Origin of the sequence: Pseudoduganella sp. RAF19, assembly GCF_052114165.1 — a bacterium.
Taxonomy (GTDB): Bacteria; Pseudomonadota; Gammaproteobacteria; order Burkholderiales; family Burkholderiaceae_D; genus Rugamonas.
On record NZ_JBFREF010000003.1, the window covers coordinates 387,877 to 403,635 of the forward strand.

Consider the following 15,759-nt stretch of genomic DNA (forward strand, 5'->3'; position numbering starts at 1 on the left):
TCAGACCTCCAGCCAGTTGGCGCGCACGCGCGGATCGGATTCGAATTGCCCCACCGTGCCGTCGAATACGATGCGGCCATGGCCCATCACGTTCACACGGTCGCACAGCTGCAGCGCAATGGTCAGCTTTTGCTCGACCAGCAGGATGGCCACGCCTCGCCGGGCCACTTCTCGCAGCAGGGTTGCCACCTGGTCGACCATGGACAGGCTGAGCCCTTCGGTCGGCTCATCGACCAGGATCAGGCGCGGTTGCCCCATCAGCGCGCGGCAGATGGTCAGCATCTGCTGCTCACCGCCGGACAGTACGCCGCCGTGGGTATTGGCGCGGCGCTTCAGGTTGGGGAACATTTCAAGGAATTCATCTTCGCTCCAGGCCGGGCCTGCGCAGTCTTCGTAGCCGTGGAAATTGCGTCCGCGCTTGCCGACGGCAAGGTTTTCGCGCACCGTCAGGTCGGGGAAGATGCCCCGGTCTTCCGGCACGTAAGCGATGCCGCAGCGCGTGATGGTGTGCGTGGGGGCCTTGCCGATTTCGCTGCCCGCCATGGTCACGCTGCCGCTGCCGCGCACCAGGCGCATGATGGCCTTCAGAAGAGTGGAGCGTCCGGCGCCATTGCGGCCCAGCAGGCCGACGGTTTCGCCGGTCCCCACATTCAGATCGACGCCGTGCAGCACCTGGCCCTGGCCATAACCCGCCGTGACGTCGTGGGTGCGTAGCAATTCTGCGTGAGTCATACTGCCTCCATGGCAGCGGACTGCTGCAGTGTGGCGGGAACGCCGAGATAGGCTTCCTGCACTTTACGGTTGGCGCGGATATTGGAGGGCGTGTCGGTGGCAATCATTTCACCGTACACCAGTACCGAAATGCGGTCGGCCAATTCGAACACCACATTCATATCGTGCTCGATGATGACGATAGTGCGCCGGGAGTCCGCGCTGCGCAGGCGCTGCAACAGGCTGATGACGCGCGAGGTTTCTTCGCGGTTCATGCCGGCCGTGGGTTCATCGAACAGCAGCACCTGCTGGCCGCCTGCGATGGCCATGGCGATTTCCAGGGCGCGCTGGTCGGCATAGGACAGGAGGCTGGTCATGGTGTGGGCCTTGTCGAGCAAGCCCACTTCGTCCAGCACTTCCAGCGCACGCATGTCGGCGGGACCGCCATGCTGCAGGCCGCGCCAGAAAGAGGGGCCGTGACCGACAGCACGCAAGGCGCCAATGCGGGCGTTCTCGAAAGCGCTCATGCGGCCGAACAGGTTATTGGTCTGGAAGCTGCGCCCCAAACCGCTGCGGCTTATTTTGCTGGCGCTCATGCCTGAGATCTGCTGGCCGTTCAGCGCGATGGTCCCGCTGCTAACGCGCAGGTTGCCGCTGATGAGTCCAAAAAGGGTGGATTTGCCGGCGCCATTGGGGCCGATCAGCACATGGCATTCGCCCTGCGCGACCTCCCAATTCACACCGCGGATGATCTCCGTGGCGCCGAACGCTTTCTTTACTGCTGCAAGGCGCAGCGCTGGTGCGGCGCCTTGTGTCTCCGTTATATCGTTCATTTATGATCCAAACATTACAATGTAAAGATGCGAATTCATAATAGCAGCTGACTTTGCGGATGACAAATTGAATTTTGGCGCGTCAGCGAGATTGACTTCTAAACTTGACACTGTCAAAATGAATTCACCAGAACCTCAGCGGAGACGACGATGCATCCAGCAAGCGATTACCCAGTTCAGGACGGTGTAGCCATCCTTTCCCTCGACAATCCCCCAGTGAACAGTCTCTCCGGCGCCCAGCGCGGACGGCTTGGCGCCATGCTGAACGACGCTGCCCAGCGCAGCGACGTGCAGGCCATCGTCATCACCGGCAAGGGACATATTTTTTGTGGCGGCGCGGATGTACGCGAGTTCAATACACCAGCCCAGAAAATGAGCCCCATCATGCCGGAGCTGATCGAAGGCTGTGACAGGATCGATAAGGTTGTCGTGGCTGCAATCGAAGGTTTCGCTTATGGCGCCGGGCTCGAGCTGGCGCTGGCCCTGCATTACCGCGTGGCTGGCAGCGGCGCCAAACTGGGGCTGCCGGAAGTGAAATTCGGCTTCCTGCCGGGGGCGGGCGGCACCCAGCGCCTGCCACGCCTGGTGCCCATGGATAAAGCTGCGGACATGATGCTCAACGGTTCTGCCATTGACGCCGGCGAAGCGCATCAGCTTGGCCTGGTCGATGCCGTATTTGAAGGGGAACTGCTGGCAGCGGCGGTGGATTTCGCCCGTAGCAAAACAGGTGCGCTGCGCCGCACGCGCGACCTGCCGGCGCGCATGGAGACGCTGGCGCCGGGTTACCTGAACCGTTTGCGCGAAAAGGTGGAAGCCAGCGCACAAGGCAATATCGCCAAGCTGCATATCGTGGACTGTTGTGTCGCCGCGGCCGAGCAAGCATTCGATCAGGGCCTGGCGTACGAGCGTGAACGCTTCCTCGCCATGCTGGGTACCAGGCGCGTCCCGTCAATAGTGCGGCAGTGATCGGTGCGGGCACCATGGGCTCGGGCATCGCGATCTGCTTTGCCGATGCGGGCATTCCTGTGACGCTGATCGATGTCAAACCGGAGTCGCTTGAGCGCGGCCGCGCGCACATCGCCAAAGTGTACGAGGCCAAGGTCGCCAAAGGGCGCATGAGCGCCGCCGAGCGCGATGCGGTGCTGGGATTGATCACGCCCGCTGCCACGCTGGATGCTGCGGCGAGCGTGGACATCGTGGTCGAAGCGGTATTCGAAGACTTCGACCTGAAATGCCGCATCTTTCGCGAGCTGGCCGAGATCACCAAGCCGGGTTCCATCCTCGCCACCAATACCTCCATGCTGGATGTGAACGCGATTGCCGCCAGCACCAATCGTCCGCGCGACGTGATCGGCATGCACTTCTTCTCGCCGGCGAACATCATGCGCCTGCTGGAAGTGGTCGATTGCGAATGTACTGCGGACGATGTGCTGCTGACGGTGATGAATCTTTCCCGGCGCCTCGGCAAAGTGCCGGTAGCCTCGGGTGTGTGCGATGGCTTTATCGGCAACCGCATGTTGCAGAAGTATTTGCAGCAGGCCTTGTTCCTGCTGGACGAAGGCTGCTCGCCGCAGCAGATCGACGGCGCCATGCAGAAGTGGGGCATGGCCATGGGGCCGCTGGCGGTGGGTGATCTGAGTGGCCTGGATATCGGCTGGTCGATCCGCAAGCGCCGCTACATCGAGCGGCCGGACATGGTCTACTCGCGCATTGGCGATCGTATCTGCGAAGCGGGCCGCCTGGGTCAGAAGACGGGCAAGGGCTGGTATCGCTATGAGCCGGGCCAGCGCAAGCCGCTGCCGGACCCGGAAGCGGAAGCCATCCTGGCCGCGTATCGCAAAGAGCACAATATTCCCCAGCGCGAAGTGAGCGATGAGGAAATCGTGCAGCGCCTGCTGGTCGCGCTGGCGAACGAGGGCGCCGCCATTCTGCGCGAAGGAATCGCGCAACGTGCATCGGATATCGACGTGGTCTACCTCACCGGCTATGGCTTCCCCGCCACACGTGGTGGCCCGATGTTCTTCGCCAGCGAATTCGGCCTGGACAAGGTGCTCGCCACCATCCGTGAATTCCAGAAGGGCTACCAGGGCAGCCAGTGGCAGCCGGACCCATTGCTGGTCGAACTCGCGTACGAAGGTAAGTCTTTTGGAGGATAGCCATGGCGAACCGTTATCTGGAAGATCTGCAAGTAGGTGAAAAATGGGCCAGCCAGCCCTTCACCATCGCGCAGCAGGACGTGATCGATTTCGGCAAGGGCTTCGATCCGCAGCCGATGCACACCGACCCTGAAGCCGCGGCCAATGGCCCCTTCGGCGGCCTGATTGCCAGCGGCTGGCAACTGGCTTCGCTGGCGATGCGCAAATGCGTGGAAGCGCGCCTGTTCGGTGACTTGCCGGTGGTCGGCGTGGGCATTGATGAACTGCGCTGGCTGCAGCCGGTGCGGCCGGGCGATGTGCTGCACGTAGACCGCGAGCTGGTGGAAGTCATCACCTTGCCGGATAAGCCAAAGCGCGGCATCGCCAAAGCCCGCGTCGAACTGAAAAATCAGAACGGCGACGTGGTGATGCGCATGTATGGCTTGTCCAGCGTGCCCAAGCGGCCGACTGCATAATACGATTGAGGAGACAGCATGATGACAGAGAATATCCCGCTCCAGGCGCCGTTCCGCGACGTGGGCTTCCGGCCTCCGACGGCTTCCGTGCAACGCAGGCCGGACGGCGTGCTGCTGCTGGGTTCCGGCCACGAGCTGCCGAAGCCTGCGGCCTGCACTACGGACTGGCTGGCGCACTGGGTACGCATCCGGCCGGATAATCCGATGCTGGTGCAGCGCGGCGCCGATGACCAGTGGGTCAAGTGGTCGGTGCAGCAGGTGTGGGATGCGATCCGCTCGGTGGCCTCTTCGTTACTGTCGGCGGGCGCTTCGGCTGAGCGGCCGCTGGCGATCCTGTCCGAGAACTCCGCAGAGCAGGCGCTGATGATGTGGGGCGCGCTGTATGCGGGCGTGCCGGTGGCGCCTGTGTCGCCGGCCTACTCGGCGCTCGGCGGCGAGTGCACGCGCCTGCGTGCGGCGGTGGCGGTTGTGAATCCTCACCTGATTTTCGTGCAGGATGCCGAAAAATACGCGAATGCACTCAGGGCGCTGGATATGCCGCCGGAACGCGTAATCAGCGTGGATGCCGGCTGGCCCGGCATGCAGGCTTTCGCCGCCTGGGCGGCCGCGCCACACGCGCCAGGCCTGGAACTGCATCACGCCGCGCTGCAAGGCGAGCAGCCCGCGAAATACATGTTCACTTCCGGCTCTACCGGCGTGCCGAAAGCCGTGGTGCAGACGCGTTCCATGGTGGCCGCCGCGCAGGAAATGGCGGCGCGCGTTTTCAAGGAAGACCCGGTAGAGCAGCCGGTCTATCTGGAATGGCTGCCATGGCATCACGTCATGGGCGGCAATATCGTCATGAACCGCATCCTGCGTTTCGGCGCCACCTTGTATATCGACGACGGCCGACCGATGCCGGGCCGCTTCGATACGACGCTGAAGAATCTGCGCGAAGTGGCGCCGTCGCTGTACTTCAATGTGCCCATCGGCCTGAATATGCTGATCGGCGAACTGGAACGCGATCCGGCGTTTGCGCAGCACTTCTTCTCGCGCCTCAAATACGTGTACTACGGCGGCGCGGTGCTGTCGCGTGATGTGTACGACCGCTTCCAGCGCCTGGCGGTGGCGACGACGGGCGAACGCATTGTGCTGACCTCCGTGTTCGGGGCCACTGAATCGTCCGGTCCTGCGGTCACGCAGTATTGGGCGGTGGACGATGTGGGCTGTATCGGTCTGCCCGTATCCGGCGTGGAGCTCAAGCTGCTGGAAGATCCGAATCTGCCGGGCCGCTACGAGATGCGCATCCGTGGTCCGAATATCTTCCGCGAATACCTGAATGCGCCGGAGCTCAGCGCCAATGCCTTCGACGAAGAGGGCTATTACCTGCTGGGCGATGCGGTGCGCTTCGTGAATCCGCAAGATCCCCTGGCAGGGCTGCGTTTCGCGGGCCGCTTTGCCGAGGACTTCAAACTGATGAACGGCACCTGGGTGCGCACCGCGGCCTTGCGTACACGCTTGCTGGAAGCCTGTAGTCCGCTGCTGAAGGATGCAGTGCTGACCAGCGATGGCGCAGACACGGTTGGTGCGCTGGCCTGGCCCGATGCCGCAGCCTGTGCGAAGGCTTTGCCTGAACTGGCAGGGCTCAGCGCACAGGCCTTGCGCGGCCATCCACAGTTGCAGGCGGAACTGCAACGCCGCCTGTCCGCCATGAATGCCGGTGTGCGAGCGGCATCAATGCGCATAGACCGTCTTGGCGTGTTGGCCGAACCGGCTTCGATGCAGCACTACGAAGTCACCGACAAAGGCAGCATCAACCAGCGCGCTGTGATCGAGCGCCGCGCCGACGATGTGAAAGCGCTGTTCCTGCAGCCTTGCCACGAGTCGGTGGTGCAGTCGGGACGTGATTGAGATCCGGCGCTACCGGGGCGGCTTTCGCCGCCTCGCCCTGACCGAGTTGGGGAACGAGCAGCAGTGCCGCCGTTGCGGCGAGCTGTGGCCGGCCGACGAAGAGTTCTACGTCGTGCGTAATAACAGCCTCGGATATGAGTGCAAGGCCTGCATCAGCGAGCGCCGGCGGAAGTCCGTACAATGCCACTAATCATGCATCTTGATCCCCTCGTTATTTGTGTCGCCATGATGGCTGTCATGGTCATCGGCTTCATGAAGGGTGCTTTTGGCGGCGGCTTTGCGATCATCGGCATTCCCGTCCTGGCACTGGTCATGGACCCCATCAAGGCGGGCAGCCTGCTGGCGCCTATCTTCGTTGCGACAGACCTCTTTGCGCTGCGCTTCTGGCGCCCACACACCTGGTCGAAACCTGATCTGAAGCTGCTGCTTCCCGGACTGGTTGTCGGCATTGGCGCCGGCTACGCGCTGCTGGAACATCTGGATCGCCACATCATCGAAATCATCATGGCGGTAACGACGCTGCTTATCGCCTACCTGTGGTGGATCAGGAAAGGCGTTGTTGCGACGGGCGAGCGCTCCAACGGCAAGGCGATCCTTGCCGGGACCGCATCCGGCGTGACGACCATGGTGGCGCATTCGGGCGGACCGCCGCTGGCGATGTACCTGCTGCCGCTTGGCTTGTCGAAGGAAGTCTATGCCGGCACCACCAGCATGTTCTTCACCATCGGTAATCTGCTGAAGGCCGGACCCTGGCTGGCGGTCGGTAATTTGTCGGCCGAATTCTGGGCCACGGCCGGTATCTGCGCACCAGCGGGCCTGTTTGGTGTCTGGGCGGGCTGGAAGCTGCATGGCCGCCTGAATCAGGAACAGCTTTACCGCATCTGCTACGGTTTGCTGGTTGTCACGGCGCTGAAGCTGCTGTGGGACGGTGTGGTTGGATTTGTGCACTAGCCATAGTACAGTTGGCACCTCTATCACTTCCGGAGGATGTCAGCATGAAGCGCGCTACCCGTTTGCTTGTTCCGCTGTTTGCCGCAGGTTTGATGGGAGGGGCAGCCGCGCAATCGCTGTCGCCGGAAGAGCAGCGCATCGTGGCCGCGGTGAAGGCGCATTCGGCGGAGGCGCTGGTCCTGCTGGAGAAAACCGTCAACATCAATAGCGGCACCATGAACCATGCCGGCGTGCGCGCCGTGGGCGATGTGTTCCGCGCCGAGTTCGATAAGCTGGGATTCAAAACGCAGTGGATCGATATGCCGCCCGAAGTGAAGCGTGCCGGCCATCTGGTTGCCACGCGCGAGGGCAAGCAGGGCAAGCGGGTGCTGATGATTGGCCATCTCGATACCGTGTTCGAACCGGACAGCCCGGTGCAGAAATGGGACCGCCAGGGCGACCGCGTGCGCGGTCAAGGCGTCAATGATATGAAGGGCGGCGATGTCATCGTGATCGAGGCGCTGCGGGCGCTGCACGCTGCAGGCGCGCTCAATAACACGACTATCAGCGTGATCTTTACCGGCGATGAAGAAAACGCCGGCAGCCCGAAATCCATCTCGCGCCGCGACATGGTGGCCATGGCCAAACGCAGCGATGTGGCGCTGGCCTTCGAGGCCACGGTGCTCGACAAGGATGGCAAGGCCACCGGCACTATCGGCCGCCGTGCGGCGACCAGCTGGCAGCTGGAGGTGAAGGGCAAGCAGGGACACTCGTCCGGCGTGTTCACGCAGGGCGCGGGCTACGGCGCTGTGTACGAAACGGCGCGCATTCTCGACGCTTTCCGGCAACAGCTGATCGAGCCGAATCTGACCTTCAATCCGGGTGTCATCGTGGGCGGCACCGAAGTCGCTTACGACGATGCGGCAGCCAAGGGCACGGCATTCGGCAAAACCAATGTCATTGCCAACAGCGCCTTCGTTAAAGGCGATCTGCGCTTCCTGACGCCGGAGCAGGGCGAGCTGACGCACGCAAAAATGCGCGCCATTGTGGCGCAGAACCTGCCAGGCACCAGCGCGTCCATCAAGTTCATGGACGGCTATCCGCCGATGGCGCCGACAGCGGGCAATCTGAAGCTGCTGGTGGTGTATTCGCGCGCCAGTGCGGACGCCGGGCTGGGGCCGATTGCGGCGTTGCCGCCGGGTGAGCGTGGTGCGGGGGATGTGCAGTTTGCTGCGCCGTATGTGGACAGCCTGGATGGTCTTGGCGCGACCGGCCGTGGTGCGCATTCGCCGGAGGAGGATCTGGATCTGAAGTCGATCGAGCAGGGCGCGATTCGCACGGCATTGCTGCTGTATCGCCTGACCCGCTGAACCCTAACACCTGGGTCAGACCCAAGGGTCTGACCCGGTTCTAGGGTTTTTATTCGAGGTTCTGCACCTGCTCGCGCATCTGCTCGATGAGCAGCTTCAGTTCCATCGACGCGTCGGCCAGTTCCTTGACCGAAGCCTTGGCGCCCAGCGTATTCGCTTCGCGGTTCAGTTCCTGCATCATGAAGTCCAGGCGCTTACCGACCTGTCCGCCTTTTTTCAGGATGTGACGGGTTTCGGTCAGGTGGGCAGACAAACGGCCCAGTTCCTCAGCCACGTCGATACGGATACCGTACAGGATCACCTCCTGGCGGATGCGCTCCATCGCATCCTGGCGCGACAGCGAAGTGTTGGAACCCTGGCAAGCGAGGCCCAGTGCTTCCTGCATGCGTTCCACGGCTTTCTGTTGGAATTGCGCAACGACTTGTGGAATCAGTGGCGTGATCCGCTTAACAATTCCTTCCATCGATTCGATGCGGGAAACCAGCATCGCTTCCAGCGCCGCGCCTTCGCGCTGACGGCTCTGGACGAAGGCTTCAACCGTGCGCGTCATCAGGGCTGCCACGTCCTGTTGCAGCGATTCCTGGCCGATCTGGGCTTCTTCCACCACACCCGGCCAGCGAAGTAGTTCCGCTACGGACATCTGCGTTGCGCCCGCGAAATGCTGACCGACTTCGCCCTGAAGGCGCGCCAGCTCATTGAGCAGAGTTACATTCAAGGCCTGAGTGCCCGCCGCCGCGGCCTTGCGGCCGAAGCTCAGGCGCAGCTCAACCTTGCCGCGAGTGATCGCCCCCATGATGGCGGAGCGTAAATCGGGTTCGAGCGCGCGCAGATCGTCGTTGATTCGGAATTGCAGATCAAGGAAGCGCGAATTGACGCTTTTGATCTCAATTGTCAGAGTTCCGGCTGCGCTTTCGCTGGTGGCAACCGCGTAGCCTGTCATGCTGGAAATGCTCAAAGGATATCCCCGATTTTGTCTTTATCTTTACAATACATTGATTTGTCCACACAATCCGGTTTGTTGAAGCGAGGAAACTTATGGCTGCACAAAACAACGCTCCGCTACCAGATGGTCTGGAAATTGCTGGATACCGCATTGTAAAGAAAATTGCGTCAGGTGGGTTCAGTATTGTGTACTTGGCCTACGACGCTGAAGGCAATGCGGTTGCCATTAAAGAATATTTACCAAGCACCCTTGCATTACGTCAAGAGGGTGAATTGGTGCCGGACGTCTCCAAAGCGAACCTGGCGGTCTTCCGTATAGGGCTGAAATGCTTCTTTGAGGAGGGTCGCGCGCTTGCAAGAATTTCACATCCAAATGTTGTAAGAGTGTTGAATTTCTTCCGCGCAAATGAAACTGTTTATATGGTTATGCATTACGAGTCCGGTCATTCGCTGCAGGAACACATCCAGCGTCAGCGTGCCAAAGGCCGGAATTCGGGCGAGGCTTTTATCCGGACTATTTTTACGCAAGTGATCAAAGGTTTGCGTGAAGTGCATACCAATAAACTGCTGCATCTGGACCTGAAACCGGCCAATATCTATCTGCGCACGGACGGCACGCCCATGCTGCTGGACTTTGGTGCAGCGCGTCAGACGGTGAACACGGACAGCCCCAAGCTGATGCCGATGTACACGCCTGGCTTCGCCGGTCCCGAGCTGTACTCCAAGACCGAGACTCTGGGGCCGTGGACGGACGTCTACAGCATTGGCGCCTCCATGTTCGCCTGCATGGTGGGCCAGCCGCCGCAGCCGGCCGACCAGCGCCGCAAGGAAGACAAGATGGATGCCCACTTCGCCAAGCTCGATAGCGCCTACTCGCCTGAGCTGGTGAGGCTGGTCCGCTGGGCGCTGCAGATGGACCCGTTGGCCCGTCCGCAAAGCCTGTTCGAGTTCCAGAAGCTGCTGCAGCAGCCTGTCGCCGCGCCACCCAAGCCGCAGCCCGATGCGGGCACGCTGGGCAAACTGGGTGGCCATGTGCGCGGCCTGGCCGAGCGCATTGGCCTGGGACGTAAAAAAGAAGTTTCGCCGCGCACGCAAGATTAAGGGAGGCCGGCCATGCAATTTTCCGTTTATCAGCAGACCCATATCGGCGGCCGCAAGGTCAACCAGGACCGTATGGGCTACAGCTTCACGCGCGAGGCCCTGCTGCTCGTGCTGGCCGACGGCATGGGCGGACACGCCCGCGGCGAAATCGCCGCCGCCATCGCCACCCAGACGCTGTCGACCATGTTCCAGGAACAGGCCACGCCGTATGTGAAAGGGCCGGAGCGCTTCCTGGAGGACGCCTTCCACGCCGCGCATCGCGAAATCCACCGCTACACCGAGGAGCACAAGATGCCGGAATCGCCACGTACCACCATCGTGGCTTGCCTGGTGCAGCACAACACGGCCACCTGGGCGCACTGCGGCGATTCGCGCCTGTACTGGATGCGCAACGGTAAGGTCCACGGCCGCACGCGCGACCACTCGCATGTGGAGAACATGATCGAGAAGGGCCAGATTCCGGCGTCGGCGCGCGCGACGCATCCGGACCGCAATAAGCTCTACAACTGCCTGGGCGCCAACAGCGTGCCGCGCATCGACATCTCGGGCCGCGCCAGCCTGCTGCCGGGCGATACCCTGCTATTGTGCTCGGACGGCCTGTGGTCCATGATGACGGACGAAGAGATGGTGCAGTCCATGTCGACCCAGACCGTGGTGCGCGCCGTGCCGGACATGCTGTCCACTGCATTGCGCCGCGCCGGCGAGGGCAGTGATAATGTGACGGCGCTGGCCATCATGTGGCAGGGCCGTCTGGTGACGGACAGCACGCCAACGTCGACCCAGATGTCGTCCACCATGATCTCGACCGAGGGACTGCCGGACGATCTGGTGAGCACCACCATCCACGGCAAGTCGGAGATCGATGCGTTCGACGACGACGAAATTGAAAAAGCGATCGCGGAAATCCGCGGCGCTATCGAGAAATCTTCCCAAATACTGAAATAGGAATTCCATGACTTCTGTAACCCGCCCAAGCGGCCGTCCGGTTGATGCACTGCGCGCCATCCGCATCACGCGCGACTACACCAAGCACGCCGAAGGTTCGGTGCTGATCGAGTGCGGCGACACCAAGGTAATCTGCACCGCCAGCATCGAAGAGAAAGTGCCCGGCTTCCTGAAGGGCAAAGGCCAGGGCTGGATGACCGCCGAATACGGCATGCTGCCGCGCTCCACACACTCGCGCATGGACCGCGAGGCGGCCAAGGGCAAACAGAGCGGCCGCACGCAGGAAATCCAGCGCCTGATTGGCCGTTCGCTGCGCGCCGCCTTCGACCTGGAAGCGTTTGGCGAACGCACCCTGCACCTGGATTGCGATGTGATTCAGGCCGACGGCGGCACCCGCACCGCCTCCATCACGGGCGCCATGGTGGCGGCCTATGATGCGTTTTCGAAGTTGAAAGCGGCTGGCATGATCGAGTCGATTCCGGTCAAGCACTTTGTGGCCGCGATTTCGGTTGGCGTGTACCAGGGCGTACCGGTGCTGGATCTGGATTATCCGGAAGATTCGTCTTGCGATACCGACATGAACGTGATCATGACCGACAGCGGTTCCTTCGTTGAAGTGCAGGGCACCGCCGAAGGCGAGGCTTTCGATCGCAGCGTCATGAACCGCCTGCTCGACCTGGCCGAAGGCGGCATCAAGGACCTGATCAAGCTGCAAAAGCAATCGCTCGGCATTACCGGCTGAGTGTGAGGGGCCGGCAAGTCGTTTAAAATATCGGCTCCGTCAAAAGAGCCGATATCCATGACCCAACGCATCGTTCTCGCATCGAACAACAAAGGCAAGCTCAAGGAATTCAACGAGCTGCTCTCGACCATTGGCTTTTCCGTGCATCCGCAGGAAGAGTTCAACGTGTCGGAGTCGCCTGAGCCTTTCCACACCTTTGTCGAAAATGCATTGACCAAGGCGCGCCACGCTGCGCGCCAGACCGGCCTGCCTGCGCTGGCTGATGATTCCGGCGTATGCGTCAATGCGCTGAATGGCGCGCCAGGCGTGTACTCTGCGCGCTATGCGGGCGAGCCGAAATTGGATGCCGCCAACAGCGCAAAACTGATCGACGACCTGTCCGCATTCGACGATAAATCGGCCTACTATTACTGCGTGCTGGTCTACGTGCGCCACGCCGACGATCCGCAGCCCATCATTGCCGATGGCCGCTGGGATGGCGAGATTTCGCCTGAAGCGCGTGGGCAGGGCGGCTTTGGCTACGATCCGTACTTCCTGATTCCATCGCTGGGCAAGCATGTGGCCGAGCTGGCGCCGGAAGAGAAGAACCGCCTGTCCCATCGCGGCCAGGCCCTGCGTGCATTGGTAGAGAAGCTGAAATGATCCCGATCAAACCGGTGGGCAGCAAGAACGCTACCCGGACCATCGACAGCGCTGCCGGCGTGGCGGCGCAATATCTGCAACCGGGCGCGCTGAATTTGTCGGCGCTGCCGCCGCTGTCGCTGTACATCCACTGGCCCTGGTGCGTGCGCAAATGCCCATACTGCGACTTCAATTCGCACGAAGCGAAGGGCGAGGTGCCGGAACAGGAATACCTGGCCGCGCTGCGCGCCGACCTGGAAATGGCGCTGCCCCTGATCTGGGGCCGCAAGATTTATACGGTCTTCATCGGCGGCGGTACGCCTTCGCTGATGTCCGCCGCCGGCATGGACCAGCTGATGTCCGATCTGCGCTCGCTGCTGCCGCTGGACGGCGCGGCCGAGATTACGATGGAAGCCAACCCCGGCACCTTTGAGGCGGAGAAGTTCAAGTCCTATCGCGCCAGCGGCATCAACCGCCTGTCGATCGGCATCCAGAGCTTCAATTCCGGACACCTGAAGGCATTGGGCCGCATTCACGATTCGAACGAAGCGCGCCGCGCCGTCGAAATCGCGCAGGCGAATTTTGACAACTTCAACCTGGACCTGATGTACGCGCTGCCCAGCCAGACGCTGGCCGAAGCGCGCGCGGATCTCGAAACGGCGCTGTCCTTCAAGCCGCCGCACCTGTCGTTGTATCACCTGACGATGGAGCCGAACACGCTGTTCGCGAAATATCCGCCGCAGCTACCGGACGACGACACCAGCGCCGATATGCAGGACATGATTGCTGACCTCACCGGCGCGGCGGGCTTTGGGCATTACGAAGTCTCCGCTTATGCGCAGCCGGGCCACCAGGCGCGCCACAATCTGAATTACTGGCAGTTCGGGGATTATCTCGGCATCGGCGCGGGCGCGCATTCCAAGCTGTCCTTCCCGCACCGCGTGCTGCGCCAGGCGCGCTTCAAGCATCCACGTTCGTATATGGACGCGGTGAAGGCGGGTAATCCGGTGCAGGAGGAACGCGAGATTGGTCGCGATGAGATGGGCTTTGAGTTCATGCTCAATGCGCTGCGCTTGCAGGACGGCTTCGAACCGAACCTGTTCTCCGAACGCACCGGGCTGGCGATGAACGTCATAGAAAAGGCCCTTAACGCCGCTGAGGCGAAGGGCCTTCTGTACCGCGATTACCAGCTGATCAAACCAACCGAACTAGGTCAGCGCTTCCTGAACGATCTTCAGGAAATGTTCCTGGCTTAAAACTCTTCCCACTCGTCGTTGACGGGCACCGGCTTGCGGCGTTCGGTGCCGGGTGGGCGGGGCGCTGATGCCTGCGCGTTGGCGTCGGCCGGGCCATGCGCGTTGCCGTTGGCCGGCGCGGCGCTGGCGCGCTGCGTCGCGGTGCGTGGCGACGCCGTGATCGCCTTGCGTGCCGGCGTTGCCGGCCGCGTGACGCGCGCTGCGATTGGCGCGGCGGCCGGTGCAAATCCTGCCTCGCCCAACTTGAACATCGCCGCCACTTCGGCCAGGCGCGCCGCCTGTTCCTGCATGCTGGCCGCTGCCGCCGCCGCTTCCTCGACCAGCGCCGCATTCTGCTGCGTTACCGTATCCATCTGCCCGATCGCCTCATTGACCTGGTCGATGCCCACACTCTGCTCGCGGCTGGCCGACGTGATCTCGCCCATGATGTCCGTCACGCGGCGTACCGAAGCGACCACTTCATCCATGGTGGTACCGGCTTGCTGCACCAGCGAAGTGCCCGCATTGACCTGATCAACCGAATTGCCGATCAGCTCCTTGATCTCCTTCGCCGCAGCTGCCGAGCGCTGCGCCAGATTGCGCACCTCGGATGCAACGACCGCAAAACCGCGTCCCTGCTCGCCAGCGCGCGCTGCTTCCACGGCCGCATTCAGCGCCAGGATATTGGTCTGGAAGGCGATGCCATCGATGGTGCCGATAATGTCCACAATCTTGCGCGAAGACGCGTCGATGGAACCCATAGTCTCAACCACCTGGCCCACGATATCGCCGCCGCGTGCGGCAACGTCGGACGCCGCCTGCGCCAGTTGATTCGCCTGCAAGGCGTTGTCGGCATTCTGGCGCACGGTCGACGTCAGTTCTTCCATCGACGACGCCGTTTCTTCCAGCGAGCTGGCTTGCTCCTCGGTGCGTGCCGAAAGGTCAAGATTGCCCTCGGCGATTTCCTGCGAAGCGCCCGCAATCGCCGACGTGCCGGTCTGCACCTCGCTGACCACGCGGCGCAGCGCATCGTTCATGCCTTTCAGCGCCGTCATCAACTCGCCGATTTCATCGCGTGTCGTCTCGTCGTCGAAGCGCGTAGTCAGATCGCCTTTGGCCACGGTGGCCGCCACGCCGACAGCGTCGTTAAGCGGTTTGGTAATGCTGCGCGAAATCACCCAGGCTGCCCAGACGCCAAACGCCAGCAGGGCAACACCCAGCGCGATCATCATGTTTGTGCTGCGGTCGTTGGCCGCATCGATGGCAGCAGCGGTGTTGTCGATGGACTTGCGCTGGAGTGCCAGCAGTTCTTTCACCTTGTCCTGGTAAGCCTGCGCGGCGGGCTCGAACTCGCTCTTGTACAGCTGTTCGGCCTTGTCGGCATCGCCGGCCTTGCGCGCGTCCATCACGTGGGTTTTGCCGGCCTGGTATTTGTTGCGCAGCTCGATGGCGGTTTTGTAGATAGTGCGCTCCTGATCGGTTTCGATCAGTTCGTCGATGGTCTTCAGAAGGGCGGTGCCGCGCTTCGTGCTGTCGGCGATGACGTCAGCAAACGTTGTCGAAAGCGTACCGTCGGAACTGCGCGCGATCATGGCCGTTCGCGCAATGGCGGAATAAATCAGCACGTACCAGTCGGAGACGATGCGCTCCTTGGCCAGTGGCCGATCCATCATGGCGCGCGTGGCTTCCGCGGTACTGCGCGCGTGAAGCAGGGCATAACCGGTGGCGATCACCGTCAGCAGGAGCACCACGCCAAAACCGGCAGCGAGCCGGGTCCCGATACGCATTTGCGACAACATTTTCATCTCTTCACCCCCGGCAAGGACAT

13 protein-coding genes and 1 pseudogene are annotated in these 15,759 nt (G+C 62.0%); 10 read left to right on the top strand and 4 right to left on the bottom strand.

Features of this window, described 5'->3' with window-relative positions:
- Nucleotides 1–732 (bottom strand): ABC transporter ATP-binding protein, encoded by a 732-nt coding sequence (locus AB4Z19_RS09650; RefSeq protein ID WP_442022883.1) that lies wholly within the window; start codon nucleotides 730–732, stop codon nucleotides 1–3.
- Nucleotides 729–1,544, bottom strand: coding sequence for an ABC transporter ATP-binding protein (locus tag AB4Z19_RS09655; protein WP_442035128.1), 816 nt, complete (start codon nucleotides 1,542–1,544; stop codon nucleotides 729–731). The genes AB4Z19_RS09650 and AB4Z19_RS09655 overlap by 4 nt, the downstream gene beginning before the upstream one ends.
- A 150-nt stretch (nucleotides 1,545–1,694) precedes the next feature.
- On the opposite strand from AB4Z19_RS09655, the pseudogene AB4Z19_RS09660 reads away from it, so the two are divergent.
- The 5 genes and pseudogenes from AB4Z19_RS09660 (at nucleotide 1,695) to AB4Z19_RS09680 (ending at nucleotide 8,345) form a co-directional block, all read left to right on the top strand.
- Nucleotides 1,695–3,700 (top strand): annotated as a pseudogene (locus AB4Z19_RS09660) (3-hydroxyacyl-CoA dehydrogenase NAD-binding domain-containing protein).
- A gap of 2 nt (nucleotides 3,701–3,702) precedes the next feature.
- Entirely contained in the window at nucleotides 3,703–4,155 is a 453-nt protein-coding gene (locus AB4Z19_RS09665; RefSeq protein WP_442025904.1) for a MaoC family dehydratase, read from the top strand.
- Nucleotides 4,156–4,173: 18 nt separating this feature from the next.
- Nucleotides 4,174–6,045, top strand: coding sequence for an AMP-binding protein (locus AB4Z19_RS09670; protein WP_442025905.1), 1,872 nt, complete (start codon nucleotides 4,174–4,176; stop codon nucleotides 6,043–6,045).
- Nucleotides 6,046–6,270: 225 nt separating this feature from the next.
- Complete coding sequence (locus AB4Z19_RS09675; RefSeq protein ID WP_442035130.1) at nucleotides 6,271–6,996, top strand: sulfite exporter TauE/SafE family protein; 726 nt, start codon at nucleotides 6,271–6,273, stop codon at nucleotides 6,994–6,996.
- A 44-nt stretch (nucleotides 6,997–7,040) separates the two neighbouring features.
- Nucleotides 7,041–8,345 carry a M20/M25/M40 family metallo-hydrolase gene (locus AB4Z19_RS09680; protein ID WP_442025907.1) on the top strand — a complete coding sequence of 435 codons (1,305 nt, stop codon included), beginning with the start codon at nucleotides 7,041–7,043 and terminating at the stop codon, nucleotides 8,343–8,345.
- A gap of 49 nt (nucleotides 8,346–8,394) precedes the next feature.
- Here AB4Z19_RS09680 and AB4Z19_RS09685 read toward each other — a convergent pair whose 3' ends face one another.
- On the bottom strand, nucleotides 8,395–9,285 hold the full coding sequence (locus tag AB4Z19_RS09685) for a YicC/YloC family endoribonuclease (protein ID WP_442025909.1): 891 nt from the start codon (nucleotides 9,283–9,285) through the stop codon (nucleotides 8,395–8,397).
- Between the two features lie 95 nt (nucleotides 9,286–9,380).
- Here AB4Z19_RS09685 and AB4Z19_RS09690 point away from each other — a divergent pair, with 95 nt between their 5' ends.
- Genes AB4Z19_RS09690 through hemW form a run of 5 tightly spaced genes read left to right on the top strand, consistent with a single transcriptional unit; the run spans nucleotide 9,381 to nucleotide 13,952 of the window.
- Entirely contained in the window at nucleotides 9,381–10,388 is a 1,008-nt protein-coding gene (locus AB4Z19_RS09690) for a serine/threonine protein kinase (protein WP_442035132.1), read from the top strand.
- A gap of 12 nt (nucleotides 10,389–10,400) precedes the next feature.
- On the top strand, nucleotides 10,401–11,333 hold the full coding sequence (locus tag AB4Z19_RS09695) for a PP2C family protein-serine/threonine phosphatase (protein WP_442028528.1): 933 nt from the start codon (nucleotides 10,401–10,403) through the stop codon (nucleotides 11,331–11,333).
- 7 nt (nucleotides 11,334–11,340) lie between these two features.
- Nucleotides 11,341–12,075 carry a ribonuclease PH gene (gene rph / locus AB4Z19_RS09700; protein WP_442028527.1) on the top strand — a complete coding sequence of 245 codons (735 nt, stop codon included), beginning with the start codon at nucleotides 11,341–11,343 and terminating at the stop codon, nucleotides 12,073–12,075.
- A 57-nt stretch (nucleotides 12,076–12,132) separates the two neighbouring features.
- On the top strand, nucleotides 12,133–12,717 hold the full coding sequence (gene rdgB, locus AB4Z19_RS09705) for an RdgB/HAM1 family non-canonical purine NTP pyrophosphatase (RefSeq protein WP_442035134.1): 585 nt from the start codon (nucleotides 12,133–12,135) through the stop codon (nucleotides 12,715–12,717).
- A complete protein-coding gene (hemW, locus tag AB4Z19_RS09710; RefSeq protein WP_442035136.1) occupies nucleotides 12,714–13,952 on the top strand; it encodes a radical SAM family heme chaperone HemW in 1,239 nt (412 codons plus the stop codon). Before rdgB ends, hemW begins: the two co-directional genes overlap by 4 nt.
- Here hemW and AB4Z19_RS09715 read toward each other — a convergent pair.
- A complete protein-coding gene (locus tag AB4Z19_RS09715; protein WP_442035138.1) occupies nucleotides 13,949–15,736 on the bottom strand; it encodes a methyl-accepting chemotaxis protein in 1,788 nt (595 codons plus the stop codon). The genes hemW and AB4Z19_RS09715 overlap by 4 nt on opposite strands.
- Nucleotides 15,737–15,759 lie beyond the last annotated feature (23 nt).